The organism is Gracilibacillus sp. Marseille-QA3620 (assembly GCF_054950035.1).
In genome coordinates this window covers 3132327-3145331 of sequence record NZ_CM143102.1, presented here as the reverse complement: position 1 = coordinate 3145331, position 13005 = coordinate 3132327, and the positions used below count along the sequence as shown (strand labels likewise).

The 13005-nt window shown below is 43.9% G+C and carries 16 protein-coding genes; 13 read left to right on the top strand and 3 right to left on the bottom strand.

What is annotated here, in order from left to right; genetic code table 11:
• Positions 1-136: 136 nt before the first annotated feature.
• A complete protein-coding gene (locus tag ACY8DX_RS15890) occupies positions 137-922 on the top strand; it encodes a phosphatidylserine decarboxylase (protein ID WP_462406960.1) in 786 nt (261 codons plus the stop codon).
• Between the two features lie 87 nt (positions 923-1009).
• Here ACY8DX_RS15890 and sda read toward each other — a convergent pair whose 3' ends face one another.
• The gene (gene sda, locus ACY8DX_RS15885; RefSeq protein ID WP_082197022.1) at positions 1010-1138 is read right to left on the bottom strand and encodes a sporulation histidine kinase inhibitor Sda; all 129 of its coding nucleotides are present in this window, start codon (positions 1136-1138) and stop codon (positions 1010-1012) included.
• A 390-nt stretch (positions 1139-1528) separates the two neighbouring features.
• Between sda and ACY8DX_RS15880 the strand changes: the two genes are divergently transcribed.
• The 8 genes from ACY8DX_RS15880 to ACY8DX_RS15845 are packed head-to-tail and all read left to right on the top strand — an operon-like array spanning position 1529 to position 6552.
• Positions 1529-2044 (top strand): YqeG family HAD IIIA-type phosphatase, encoded by a 516-nt coding sequence (locus tag ACY8DX_RS15880; RefSeq protein ID WP_462405590.1) that lies wholly within the window; start codon positions 1529-1531, stop codon positions 2042-2044.
• Between the two features lie 2 nt (positions 2045-2046).
• Positions 2047-3153 carry a ribosome biogenesis GTPase YqeH gene (gene yqeH / locus ACY8DX_RS15875; protein ID WP_049670071.1) on the top strand — a complete coding sequence of 369 codons (1107 nt, stop codon included), beginning with the start codon at positions 2047-2049 and terminating at the stop codon, positions 3151-3153.
• 13 nt (positions 3154-3166) lie between these two features.
• Complete coding sequence (gene aroE, locus ACY8DX_RS15870; protein WP_049670072.1) at positions 3167-3997, top strand: shikimate dehydrogenase; 831 nt, start codon at positions 3167-3169, stop codon at positions 3995-3997.
• Positions 3998-3999: 2 nt separating this feature from the next.
• On the top strand, positions 4000-4293 hold the full coding sequence (gene yhbY, locus ACY8DX_RS15865; protein ID WP_049670073.1) for a ribosome assembly RNA-binding protein YhbY: 294 nt from the start codon (positions 4000-4002) through the stop codon (positions 4291-4293).
• Positions 4294-4321: 28 nt separating this feature from the next.
• Entirely contained in the window at positions 4322-4885 is a 564-nt protein-coding gene (locus ACY8DX_RS15860; RefSeq protein WP_049670074.1) for a nicotinate-nucleotide adenylyltransferase, read from the top strand.
• Position 4886: 1 nt separating this feature from the next.
• The gene (yqeK, locus tag ACY8DX_RS15855; RefSeq protein ID WP_049672796.1) at positions 4887-5462 is read left to right on the top strand and encodes a bis(5'-nucleosyl)-tetraphosphatase (symmetrical) YqeK; all 576 of its coding nucleotides are present in this window, start codon (positions 4887-4889) and stop codon (positions 5460-5462) included.
• Complete coding sequence (gene rsfS / locus ACY8DX_RS15850; protein WP_049670075.1) at positions 5459-5812, top strand: ribosome silencing factor; 354 nt, start codon at positions 5459-5461, stop codon at positions 5810-5812. The genes yqeK and rsfS overlap by 4 nt, the downstream gene beginning before the upstream one ends.
• Positions 5809-6552: a class I SAM-dependent DNA methyltransferase gene (locus tag ACY8DX_RS15845; RefSeq protein ID WP_049670076.1), complete on the top strand. Its 744-nt coding sequence runs from the start codon at positions 5809-5811 to the stop codon at positions 6550-6552. The genes rsfS and ACY8DX_RS15845 overlap by 4 nt, the downstream gene beginning before the upstream one ends.
• Positions 6553-6983: 431 nt before the next feature.
• Here the strand turns inward: ACY8DX_RS15845 and comER are convergent, their stop codons facing one another.
• Complete coding sequence (gene comER / locus ACY8DX_RS15840; RefSeq protein WP_049670077.1) at positions 6984-7814, bottom strand: late competence protein ComER; 831 nt, start codon at positions 7812-7814, stop codon at positions 6984-6986.
• 94 nt (positions 7815-7908) lie between these two features.
• On the opposite strand from comER, the gene ACY8DX_RS15835 reads away from it, so the two are divergent.
• The 3 genes from ACY8DX_RS15835 (at position 7909) to ACY8DX_RS15825 (ending at position 11493) form a co-directional block, all read left to right on the top strand.
• Entirely contained in the window at positions 7909-8547 is a 639-nt protein-coding gene (locus ACY8DX_RS15835; protein ID WP_053103715.1) for a helix-hairpin-helix domain-containing protein, read from the top strand.
• Between the two features lie 76 nt (positions 8548-8623).
• Complete coding sequence (locus ACY8DX_RS15830; RefSeq protein ID WP_049670078.1) at positions 8624-9193, top strand: ComE operon protein 2; 570 nt, start codon at positions 8624-8626, stop codon at positions 9191-9193.
• A 5-nt stretch (positions 9194-9198) separates the two neighbouring features.
• Positions 9199-11493 carry a DNA internalization-related competence protein ComEC/Rec2 gene (locus ACY8DX_RS15825; RefSeq protein ID WP_462405589.1) on the top strand — a complete coding sequence of 765 codons (2295 nt, stop codon included), beginning with the start codon at positions 9199-9201 and terminating at the stop codon, positions 11491-11493.
• 76 nt (positions 11494-11569) lie between these two features.
• Here the strand turns inward: ACY8DX_RS15825 and ACY8DX_RS15820 are convergent, their stop codons facing one another.
• Positions 11570-11704 carry a YqzM family protein gene (locus ACY8DX_RS15820; protein ID WP_049670080.1) on the bottom strand — a complete coding sequence of 45 codons (135 nt, stop codon included), beginning with the start codon at positions 11702-11704 and terminating at the stop codon, positions 11570-11572.
• Positions 11705-11987: 283 nt separating this feature from the next.
• Between ACY8DX_RS15820 and holA the strand changes: the two genes are divergently transcribed.
• Positions 11988-12998 (top strand): DNA polymerase III subunit delta, encoded by a 1011-nt coding sequence (gene holA, locus ACY8DX_RS15815; RefSeq protein ID WP_049670081.1) that lies wholly within the window; start codon positions 11988-11990, stop codon positions 12996-12998.
• Positions 12999-13005 lie beyond the last annotated feature (7 nt).

Sequence of the window (13005 nt, the reverse complement as noted above, 5' to 3'; positions counted from 1 at the left end):
TAAAAATATAGTATATTTAACTTTCAGCAGAGTATAAAAGCTAGGGAAGCGGAAGGTAATTAGTTGAACAGCTATTCACTAGTAGATGGTATAGTGGAAGCTTGTGATGTCATAAAAAGAAATATGGGTGGAAAAAGTGAAGGAAAAGCTTTATCAATCATTAATTGAATTGACGAATGGAAGATGGACTTCTTCTTTATTAAGAAGATTTGCCTTGTCACCTGCGAGCAAAAGAATCATACCCTCGTTTGCGAAGCAGTATAAAATAAATGTAGAGGAAATGGACAGGCCGCTCGAGGAGTACGAAAGCCTCCATGATTTCTTCACGCGAAAGCTGATGGAGGGAGCCCGTCCAATTGATCAGGGACAAGCCTCCATTGCAAGCCCCGTTGATGCTGTATTAGAGGATATGGGCTCTATTGCGAACGATGCCACCTTTCGTGTGAAAGGTAAACTCTACTCGATAGAAGAGATGCTCGGCGGGAAAAGCGAAGTAGAGAGATACTTAGATGGGCAATATATGGTGCTGTATTTAAGCCCGAGTCATTACCATCGTATACACTCGCCTGTTGATGGTACTGTTATCCGTAAGCAGACGCTTGGCAGTAAATCCTATCCGGTCAATCGTTATGGAATGACGCTTGGCAAATCTCCGCTATCTAAGAATTACCGTGAAATTACGGAAATAGAGTATAAAGGCGGAAGACTTGCTCTCATCAAGGTCGGTGCCATGTTCGTGAACACAATAGAAAGGACACATACGGGGGATACTCTTCTTAAAGGAGAAGAAATCGGGTATTTTTCCTTTGGCTCCACCGTTGTGCTTCTTTTTGAAAAAGGGACGTTCAAAGCTGCGCCGTTTGAGACACCTGCTGCAGTTCGTGCAGGAGAAACGCTTGGAACCTGCCAGTTAAGGCATTGAATCATCTGCCTGAAAGAGGCTTATAACGAAAGCTAGGAAACATGGAGCCCTGGTAACCAGGGCTTTTTTATGGATGAGGTCTCTTTTCTATAATCTGGCTCGTAAGGATCTTCGGTCAATTTCACGTTCGATAAGGCGGATGAAATCTTTGCTAAGGCCTAAGTCTCTTGCTTTGTAATAGGATTCAATTAATAGGGCGTCTGATAGTTTCTGCATATTGGCGCCTTAGGCGGCTTCACCTCCGATATAGTGTTCTAACAGGGGTTCGGCTATCATATAGTAGTATGTTAAGTGATTGTATCCTTAATTTAACAAATTCAAAACGATGGAACAACCGTTCTCTTATCCACAAGTTAACGTGAATAACTTGTGGGTAAAATGTGAGTATTCATATAATTTAGCCGGCCAGCCCATAAAAGCGGGCGCTTGTGTAAGTGTGCATCATGTGAATAAACTTATCCACAGGCTGAAAAAACGCGGAGGGGTGTCGAAACATTTCTTATTTCGACAATATATTTGACATGAAAAGTCAAGAAGCCTATGACAGAAGCGGTTTTATCCGTTATGATGAATAACAGCGATTAATGAATGATAGAGGTGTTTATTGTGTTGAAATCATTTTTGCCTGCTCAGCATGTGAAGAGCATATATGAAATCAATCCCCAGGATTTAAAGAATAAAGGGATCAAAGGGATTATAACTGATTTAGATAATACCCTTGTGGAGTGGGACAGGCCGCTTGCGACCCCGGAGCTAATCACATGGTTTGAGGAAATGAAGCGCAATGATATTAAAGTGACCATCGTGTCAAATAATAAAGAGGTGCGAGTGAAAGCCTTTGCTGATCCGCTCAACATCCCATTTATCTTTCGCGCGAGAAAACCGATGACAAAGGCATTTAAGCATGCGGTTGAGCTGATGGGTATTCAAAAGGAACAAGCAGTCGTTATTGGCGACCAGCTTTTGACTGATGTGTTCGGCGGCAACCGGAGCGGGTTCCATACTATCTTGGTTGTGCCAGTTGCACAGACAGACGGATGGGCAACGAAATTGAATCGGAGAATTGAACGCAGAATTTTGGCGTGGTTCCGAAAAAATGGACAATTAACGTGGGAGGACTAGAATTGACTAAAGAAGAAATCAGCTGTATCGGCTGTGGAGTGACCATACAGACGGAGGACAAGAATAAAATCGGTTATGCACCGGCATCATCCTTGGAAAAAGACCAAGTAATCTGCCAGCGCTGTTTCCGATTAAAGCATTATAATGAAGTGCAGGATGTCTCCTTGACAGATGACGATTTCCTGAAAATCTTGAATGGAATCGGGCAGAAGGATGCCTTGATCGTTAAGCTAGTTGATATATTCGACTTTAATGGAAGCTGGCTGCCGGGCTTGCAGCGCTTTGTCGGCAATAATCCGGTCGTGTTGATTGGAAACAAAAGTGATCTGCTTCCTAAATCCGTCAAACAGAAAAAGCTGATTGACTGGATGAAGGGAATGGCAAAGGAATGGGGCTTACATCCAGTTGACGTGATGCTTGTGAGCGGTGCCAAGGGCTATGGAATTGAGGACGCAATGCAGCGTATTGATGAACTGCGTGAGGGTCGTGATGTATATGTCGTTGGCTGTACCAATGTCGGTAAATCCACCTTTATTAATCGGATCATTAAGCAGGGAAGCGGAGAAGACAATGTTATCACAACCTCTCATTTCCCAGGGACAACATTGGATATCATTGAAATTCCGCTTGATGATGAGAGGGCATTAATTGATACCCCGGGAATCATTAATCATCATCAAATGGCTCATTTTGTCGGGAAGCAAGATTTAAAAACTATTACGCCGAAGAAGGAAATCAAGCCGAGAGTATTCCAATTGAATGCCGGCCAGACCCTTTTCTTTGGGGGCTTAGCTCGTTTTGATTTCGTTCGTGGAGAGCGGAATTCATTTACATGTTATTTATCCAATGAGCTTGATATCCACCGCACAAAGCTCGAGAAAGCGGATGATTTATATGAAAAGCATGCTGGAGAGCTGCTTGTGCCTCCGGGACCTAAAGAGATAAAGGAATTCCCGCCGCTTGTCGGTCAGGAATTCTCCATTAAAGAGGGGAAAACAGATATCGTGTTCTCAGGACTTGGCTGGGTAACAGTCAATCAGCCGGGAGCCATCGTTAAAGCATACGTACCGAAGGGAGTACAGGTGAGCATTCGCAAATCATTAATCTAAGGGGAAGATTCAAATGAAGAAGCTGTATGGGGTGCTGGGCAATCCGATTGAACATTCAATGTCACCATTGATTCACAATGATGCATTTAAGCAGAACGGCATAGAAGGAGAATATTTGCCGTTTCTGGTTGAAGAGGAGGCCCTTAAAGAAGCGGTCAACGGGTTAAAGGCAATTGGAGCAGGCGGTTTCAATATTACGGTTCCGTTCAAGGAGAATGTCATACCGTATTTAGATGAACTTGATCCGTTTGCTAAGGAAGTGGGAGCCGTCAATACGGCCGTTATTAAAGATGGCATCATCAAGGGTTACAACACCGATGGTCCTGGCTTTGTCAAAGCCATTGCCCCGCTTCTTGCCAATCAATTTGCCGGGAGAAACGTCCTCATTATAGGAGGCGGAGGTGCTGCACGGGGCATTTACTGCGCGATGGCGAAAACGGGCATTGCTCAAATGGATATCGCAAACAGAACGCTATCCTCAGCCGAAAGAATCGTGGCGGATTGCCATAACGGCATCAGTTCTGCTGTGTTAAGCCTGGTGGATGCGGAAAAGGCTCTTGCTAATTATGACCTCATCATTCAAACGACTTCGGTTGGGCTTTCTTCATTACATGAATCTCCCATCTCTTTATTGGGAATAAAAGAAAAGACAGTTGTCTGTGATATTATATACAACCCGCTCAAAACGGCATTCTTGCGTGAAGCGGAAGAAAATGGCGCTATTATCCAAACAGGGGTAGAGATGTTTGTGCAGCAGGGAGCACTTGCCTTTGAACTGTGGACAGGCATCAAGCCGGATGTAGAGCGGATGAAAGAATTAGTGTTAGTGAAATTAGGAGGATAACCATGTTAACAGGTAAACAAAAAAGATTCTTGCGTTCAAAGGCGCATACACTCCAGCCGATTTTCCAAGTAGGAAAAGGCGGGGTAAATGACAATATGATCAAACAAATCGGAGAAGCGCTTGAAGTGAGAGAGCTCATCAAAATCAGCATCCTGCAAAACTGTGAGGAAGACCGCGATACGGTGGCGGAAGAGCTTTCAAAAGGAGCAAGAGCTGAACTTGTACAAATCATCGGAAACACAATTGTGTTGTACAAAGAATCAAGGGAAAATAAACAAATCATTCTTCCTTCATAATTTACGCTGTAAAGAAGGGTGGATATCCATGAAGAAAGTTGGTATTTTAGGCGGGACGTTTGACCCGCCTCACATCGGTCATTTAATTGTGGCAGAAGGGATTCGAGAGGCGCTTGAACTAGATGAAATACGCTTTTTGCCCAATCACATCCCTCCCCATAAGACGAAGACATCGACGACGAATCAAGAAAGGCTGGATATGCTCCAGTTGTCCACCAAGGGGAATCCGTTCTTTCGTATTGATACGATTGAATGGGAACGGGAGGGTCCCTCCTATACGATTGATACCATTAAGCTGTTGAAGGTGAGGGAGCCGGATTCAGAATGGTATTTCATTATTGGGGCAGATATGATTGAATACTTGCCGAAATGGAAGCAGGTCGATGAGCTGGCACAGTTAGTTCACTTTACGGGCGTTAAGAGACCAGGCTACCAAGAAAAAACGGATTATCCTGTCACGATGGCAGATATACCAGAGATCTCTATTTCCTCCTCTCTTATTCGTTCGAGAATTAAAGAGGGGAAATCCATCAAATATTTAGTCCCTGAAGAGGTCAAGCTATATATTGAGGAGAATCGTTTATATGGATAAAATGGATAAAACAAAAGCACTTGAATTAGTCAGACAGCAATTGCCTGAGAAACGCTATATCCATACTTTAGGAGTTGTTAAAAGCGCTAAAGAGCTTGCACAGCGCTATGGAGTGGATGCTGATAAAGCAGAGCTGGCCGCTATTTATCATGATTATGCTAAGTATCGTCCGCTGGATGAAATGGAACAAATCATTAAGGATTATCATCTGCCGGCAGAACTGCTTACAGCCAACACCGAGCTATGGCATGCCCCTGTTGGAGCAGTGCTTGTCCACGAGGAAGCGGGAGTAGAGGATGAAGAAATTCTATCAGCGATCCGCTACCACACTTCAGGACGCACGGGAATGACGGAATTGGAGAAAATAATTTATTTAGCAGATTATATAGAGCCAGGGAGGAGTTTCCCGGGTGTAGATGAAGTGAGGGCTATTGCCGAACAGAGTTTGGATGATGCCGTGATGAAGGCGATAGGCAATACGATTGCCTTTCTGATTTCAAAGCAGCAGATGATCTATCCGGATACCTTCCATGCCTATAATGATTTTGCTATGCACAAGGGAGGAAACAACAAGTGAGTGAAAAAGAGTTATTGCATATTGCAGCAAAAGCTGCTGATGATAAACGAGCAGAGGATATGATCGTGCTAGACATGAAGGGTATCTCTCTCGTATCTGATTATTTTATTATTTGTCACGGTAATTCTGACAAGCAAGTTCAGGCCATTGCCCGTGAAATGAAAGAAAAAGTGGAAGAAGCAGGCTTTGAGGTACGCAAGATGGAAGGCTTCGATGAAGCTCGCTGGGTATTGGTGGATATGGGGGATGTCGTGGCACATATCTTCCATAAAGATGATCGTTCTTACTACAAGCTGGAGCGCCTATGGGGAGATGCTCCATCTGTATCCGCACAGGAATTGAATCTATGAGCTATCAGAATTTCGCCTATTTCTACGATAATTTGATGAAGGAGGCCCCATACGATGACTGGGTGGACTTTGTCAAAGAAATTGCAGAAAAGTACCCTTTAAGCGGGCGGAACATTCTTGATGTAGGCTGCGGAACCGGTGAATTAGCGACCCGCCTTAGTAAAGAGGGCTTTGAACTGACAGGAGTCGACCTATCAGAGGAAATGCTTGAAGTCGCTATGGCGAAGGCTTTTGATGAGGGCGTTTCCATTCATTATTTCCATCAAGATATGAGGGAGCTTTCCGGTCTTGGCCAGTATGATTTGGTCTTAATCTTCTGTGATTCTCTAAATTATCTTGATGGAGAGGAAGATATCAAGAAGACATTCGCCAGGGTTGGTACCCATCTAAAGGAGGACGGACTATTCTTATTTGATGTCCATTCTATTCACAAGATGGCCACCCTTTTCAATGATCAGGTATATGCGGATAATGGCGATGATGTCAGCTTTATCTGGAATGCTTGGAAAGGGGATGAACCCCACAGTGTTCATCATGAGCTGACCTTCTTCATGTATGACGAACAAATGGATGCATATGTCCGATTTGATGAGGATCATGATCAGCGTACATACCCAGTGGAAGACTATGTGAAATGGCTGGATGAGAGCGGCTTTGAATGCTTGGAGATTGCCGGTGATTTCCATCAGGCATCAGTTGATGAAGCAGAAAGAATATTCTTTGTGTGCCGAATGAAATAATAAAATAAATACAAGCGGCTGTCCTTTATGTCAGGTAATTCAAGATATAAAGGACAGCCTTTTTCAATTGGTGTCCTATCCTCCTGTCTAGAGTTAGAAATAAATGTCACTATTTTAAACTGCACTTTAAAATAGTTCGGCTTTTTCTATTTAGTTTAGTTCTGTTGAAGATGAATATTGTTATTAGAATACCGGTGATTTTCGTTGCAGGCGGTTGACTTCTTGCTTAGTTTAATAAAAATTCAATGCATCATTCGGTTTTGGATACAGCTAATTTAGTCATGTCCCAGGCTATTTTAATTATTTTCTCAAAAGGAATCCTCATGGAGGCCGTTTATTATGAAGTGTCGAACATAAAAAACGGCTAAAAGAGCCGCTCAGAAAAAATTTTAAAACAGAAGAAGGATATCTCTTTTTTTCATGGAATTACATTAATAGTAAGGCACCCCAAACTGCTCCTCAACTTCCCCGACATCCTCCTCGAATTTCTTCTCTGTTGCTTCAAACAATCGCTTAAACACACCCTCTAATTCCTCATCGAGTACCTTGATGCCCTCTCCAGTGATTCCTCCTTTAACACATACCTTCTCCTGAAGTGCGGGCAGCGTAAAATGCTGCTGATTCAATAGTTCGCCAAGACCAATTAACATGGATTGAGTCAGCTCTGTGGCCTGCTCCTTATTGATTCCCGTATGTAGAACGGCTGCATCAATGAAGCTTCTGGCAAGATAGCTGAAGAAAGCGGGTCCGCAGCTGACGATATCAGATGTTACTCTTGTATACCGGGTCTCGATTTGAAGCGGCCTTGAGAAACTTGAGGCTAAATCGTGCAATAGCTGCTGCCATTTCTCTGTGCATGATTCCCCAAAGGTTAGAATAGAGGCACCTGACAGCGCTCGATTTGTAATAGACGGAATGAGTCGTGCACAAGAGCAGCGTACGGTTTTCTCTAGCTGTCTTGGTGAGAGAGGGCTTGTGATTGTGACCAGGCATTGCTCTCGGGTTAAATGCGGTTCCATGATTTCCAGTAATGGATGCATTTCGTGAGGTTTGACGCAAAGGAAGATTAAATCTGCGCTTTTGGCTGTTTCGACACTTGAGCTGGCAATTGAAATGCCAGGATACTTTTCCTTTAAAACGGCTGCTTTAAAGGGAGTCCGGTTGTTGATCATTACTTGCTCCTGATTCAAGAAGCCTGAAGTAATTAGGCTTTCGACCAGTATGGTTCCCATATTCCCTGTCCCAATGATGCCGGTAATCATGTTTCATCTCCTCCTAAATGAATAGGCCATATCCATTATTTCTTATCAAAATATATGCAAATACAGACATTATATGAATCGGCAGGTGAAAGTTATGAATAGACAAATCAATGAATTTTGGCAAAGGCAGAAAAAGCCGCTTGTCATGGCGGCTGTATTGCTTGGCTTCACATTCATCTTCTTTATTCGGACGGATGAGGAGGCAGCGGTTAAGAATGATAAGGTTGAATGGTCAGAGAATGTGGAGACCATTCAACTGGATGCGGCGGAAAAGAAGCTGGAAAAGGAAGAGCCGCTAGTACTTAAAGTGGATATTAAAGGGGCGGTCAAAAAGCCAGGTGTGTATGAGTTTGCTCAAGGTGACCGGGTAACTGATGTCATTGGGATGGCGGGAGGTCTGACAAAAGCTGCTGACAGCACACAGGTTAACATGGCACAGCTTGTGGAAGATGAAATGGTCGTTTATATCCCTAAAGCTGGTGAGGATGTCCAAGCAAGTCAAATCTCCTCCGGCGGGACAGGGGGAGCGGGAGCGGCCGGCAGCCTCATAAATATTAATAAGGCCTCCCTTGAAGAATTACAGGAGCTGCCGGGAATTGGGCCGAGCAAGGCGGCCGCCATCATAGCGAAAAGAGAGGAATTAGGATCCTTTGGATCGATTGACGATTTGAAGCTTGTTACAGGCATTGGGGATAAAACGTTCGAAAAGTTAAAAGATTTAATTGCGAGCTAAACCAGCAAAAAGGGTTGTCTCAAGCAAAGTTTTCTTGTTAAATTGTAAGCAAGACAGAAGAAAGTGAGGGACATACATGGAGCGTATTTCCTGGGATCAATATTTTATGGCTCAAAGCCATTTGCTTGCTTTACGTAGTACTTGCACGCGTCTGATGGTTGGAGCGACCATCGTACGTGATAACCGAATCATTGCCGGGGGATATAATGGCTCAATCGCCGGAGGTGTCCATTGTGTGGATGAGGGATGCTATGTGATAGACAATCATTGCGTACGCACCATCCATGCAGAAATGAATGCCTTGCTGCAATGCGCTAAATTCGGCGTACCCGTTGATGGAGCAGAAATCTATGTGACGCATTTTCCTTGCCTTCAGTGCTGTAAGGCATTAATTCAAGCAGGTATTAAGACGATTTACTATGCAGAGGCTTATAAGAACCACCCCTATGCGGAGGAATTGTTTGAGCAGGCAGGAGTGAAGGTCATTCAAGTAAATGTCGACCCGAAATGGGTAGATTTTCATGACACGAAGAAAGCAGAGCTTGTGACAGAATTGATTGATAAGCTCCGTATTTCAGGTGCCTCTGAGCAGGAGATTGCGGAGTATTGGCAAAAGGCAAATGATTTGTTCCCGGCACTGGATTAACACATATGAACAGCCGGTTCATCTATCATATGGCTGTAACGGCTGCACTTGGCGTTACAGCCCCTCTTTATCCTTATCGTTATTTATTCTCTTTTATCCTCTTGTATTTTCTATTCCTATCCATTTGTTTTCCCTTTATCTATTTGATGATTCTTATTTTCTTTTTCACCTTATCAACGGGGTATGTTTATTGTGTGGACCGATTGAATGTCAGTGAATTAAGCGGGAAGGAAACAACCTTCAGTCTGCAATTTCTCGGGATGCCTAAGCGGGATGGGGACCGTCTCAACGGTTTTGCCCGGTTGGAATCGGGAGAAAGATTATGGGTCACCTATACGATCAAAAGCTTTGAGGAGGCACGTTTCCTTGATGAGAGTATTCTTTCGGGAAGAAGCTTTAAGGCATCAGGGGAATTAACCTTGCCATCTGCCCCGACGATTGAGAACGGGTTTGATTTCAGCACCTATCTACGTTATAAGCAAGCCTTTTTTATTCTGGAGATAAATAAGATGGATGTGTTGGATACGGGAAGGGAGGGGTTTGTGACTAAGCTTTCACAGCTGAGAGAGAGGGAAATCAAGCGAATCCGGGCGGTTTATCCGGAACCTGCTGGCAGTTTCACCGAAGCCTTACTATTCGGTGAACAGGAGCAGCTGCCGAAGGATCTGTATGATCAGTTTCAACAGCTTGGCATCGTCCATATTCTAGCGTTATCGGGCGCGCAGGTTGGTCTTGTTGCGGCATTTTTCTTTTATATGTGCATTCGCCTTGGCTTCTCCCGTTCCAGAGCTGCATTGCTTGTGGCAGCCGTTCTCCCCCTTTATGCCGTTATGACCGGGCTCTCTCCTTCTATTATTAGGGCAGCCGCTATGGCCGTTCTCTTCTTTTCCGGACAAGCCATTGGTGTTCGCCTTTCGGCTGAAAAGGCATTGACGATTTGTTTTATTCTTTATTTGATTATCGATCCGTATCAGCTCTTTCAAGCTGGATTTCAATTGTCGTTCGTGCTGACCTATGCCCTTGTTCTCTCCTCAAACCTCTACCGAAATAAAGGCTCTCTTTCCCTTTTGTTTCTAATGACAGCAATTTGTCAGGCAGCTTCTTTGCCTATAGTTGTTTTTCATTTCTATGAGGTGTCCCTCATTGGTTTTCTTTCCAATCTTCTCTTTGTTCCTTTGTTTTCTTTTTTGTTATTTCCTGCAACGATGATTGTATATGGGGTTGTTTTGCTGGGATTTCTTAAGGAACCGGCTATGGGATTCCTCAATGGATTGTATCAATTGCTTGAGAAGACTGCGTCTATAATGGCGGATCTTCCTTTTGCTGTACTTTTATTTGGAAAGCCGTCAGTGATGATTATGGCCGCAGCTGTCCTGGCCATTTTAATCTTCCTTTCCCATTGGGAACGCAGATTACGTCGAGTCTGGATGAGCGGTCTGTGCCTTGCTGCTGTTCTTTTCTATCAGTATCATTATGCATTCTTTTCAGATGAAGGGGAGGTGACATTTGTTGATATCGGGCAAGGGGATGCCACCTTGATTCAATTGCCGTATGGCAGAGGAGTCTATTTAATTGATGCTGGCGGTACCATGACTTTTCAAAAAGAGAAGTGGGCACAGCGTGAGGAGGAATATGACCCGGGAGAGGCTATTCTTGTTCCCTTTTTAAAGAGCAAGGGAATCAAGCATATCGATAAATTCATCGTCACTCATGCGGATCAGGATCATATTGGCGGAGGGGCTGCTATCCTCCAGTCGTTTCATGTACAGGAGATGGTCATTCCCTTTGAGCAAAGGGAGAATTTCAAAGGATTGCGTGCCACCATGCTGGCCGTTAGGCAGCAGATACCTATTATAGAGGTACACAGAGGGATGGGCTGGAGAAGGGATGATGCTGAATTCAACATCCTGCATCCTTCGGGTAAGGAAGAGGAGAAAAATGAATCCTCTATTGTTATTAAAGCCTTTATTGGCGGGCTTGACTGGCTATTCGTCGGGGATTTGGGGCACAGCGGAGAGAATACGTTGATGAATCATAGACTATTCCTTAAGGCGGATATTTTAAAAGTTGGGCATCACGGGAGCAAGAATTCGAGTTCTGAAGAATTCATTCGAGCGGTAAGTCCGGTATCGGCCATCCTATCAGCTGGAAGGAATAATCGATTTGGGCATCCGCATCAGGAAGTGATCGATACTCTTCAAGCTGAAGGAATCAAAGTGTACCGAACCGATCGGCAAGGGAGCATCAGCTATCGATTTTTTGGGAAAGAAACTGGCACGCTTTTGACCTATCCTCCATAGTATGAAGCATGCGAATGACCCGCTAAATAAAAAAACGGCCTAATGGGCCGCCGTGATAACTGCATATGAAAAATTGTTAGCCGCCGATTAGCTGGATGACTACGGCGATAATAAACATGGTTGCGAAAAATCCAAATGAAACGACGAACCCCACGATGGAATCTGAGACATCATTCGTTTTTGATTGGACATTCTTTTCAAACTCGTTCATCAATCCACCCCCCTGACCTCTATACAAGTATAGAACAAATAGTCAAAAAAATCCACAATCACCATATTTTTATCAAATTTTTACAGAATTTCGGAATGAGGCGGTAGAATCTCTGCAAACTAAGCGCTTTTTCGCTTTCTTGTTAGGTATCCCGGGTCCGGCAAGAAGGCGTTAATATATATTTCAGGAGGCCGGAGTGTTCCGGTTCTCCTGCAACCACTTGTCAAATATGGTCGCTATCGATTAGGATGAAAGAAGCATATTATAGTTAGAGGCGATAATTTTGGTCACTGATTTGTGGAATTCAATTAAAAGCGGACGATTCAGCCCGGTTTATTTGTTATATGGAGAGGAAGAATACTTCATTAAAGAGACGAAGAGGCTCATATGTGAGCATGCATTGGCAGATGAGGATGCGGAATTCAATCTTGCTTCCATTGATCTAGAGGAAACACCGGTGGAAGTAGCGATTGAGGAGATGGAAACCTTGCCATTCATGGGTGAGCGTCGTGTTGTAATTTTAAATAGCCCATCCTTCTTGACAGCTGAGCGCAAAAAGGACAAGGTGGAGCATGACTTGAAACGGCTTGAAGCCTATTTGTCGAATCCTTCACCAACGACGGTTGCGGTCTTTGTTGCGCCCTATCCTAAATTGGACGAGCGTAAGAAGATTACGAAAGAATTGAAACGGAATGCGGCAGTGCTAGAATCAAAACCGTTATATGAGAGAGATTTGGCCAAGTGGATTGCCAATCACTCGAAAGCGCTAGGGGTCACGATTACCCAGGATGGCATTGAGACACTTCTCGCTCTTACCGGCAATCATTTAATGATGGCTGTGACAGAGCTTGAGAAGCTTGCGCTTTATGCGGCTAATGAGCAAGTAATTGATGGGGCGATGGTCGATAAGCTTGTGCCGAAGAACTTCGATCAGAATGTATTCGATCTCGTTGATTACATTTTGAATGGCCAAAAGCAAAAGGCGGTTGAGCTTTATAAGGAGCTGTTGATCCTAAAGGAAGAGCCAATTCGTATACTTGCTGCGATTGCCCGGCAGTATCGTATCATTTTACAGGTCAAGAAGCTCAGTTCGCAAGGATATGGACAAATGCAAATTGCGTCGAAATTGAAGATGAGCCCGTATCCGGTAAAGCTGGCGATGAAACGAATCAATGATTTCTCGGAAAAGAGCCTTCTCCGGGCACTTGGTCAGCTGGCAGAGCTTGATTACCGGATGAAGACTGGATTAGGAGATAAAGAAATACAACTGGAATTATTCATATTACAATCATGAAAAAGAA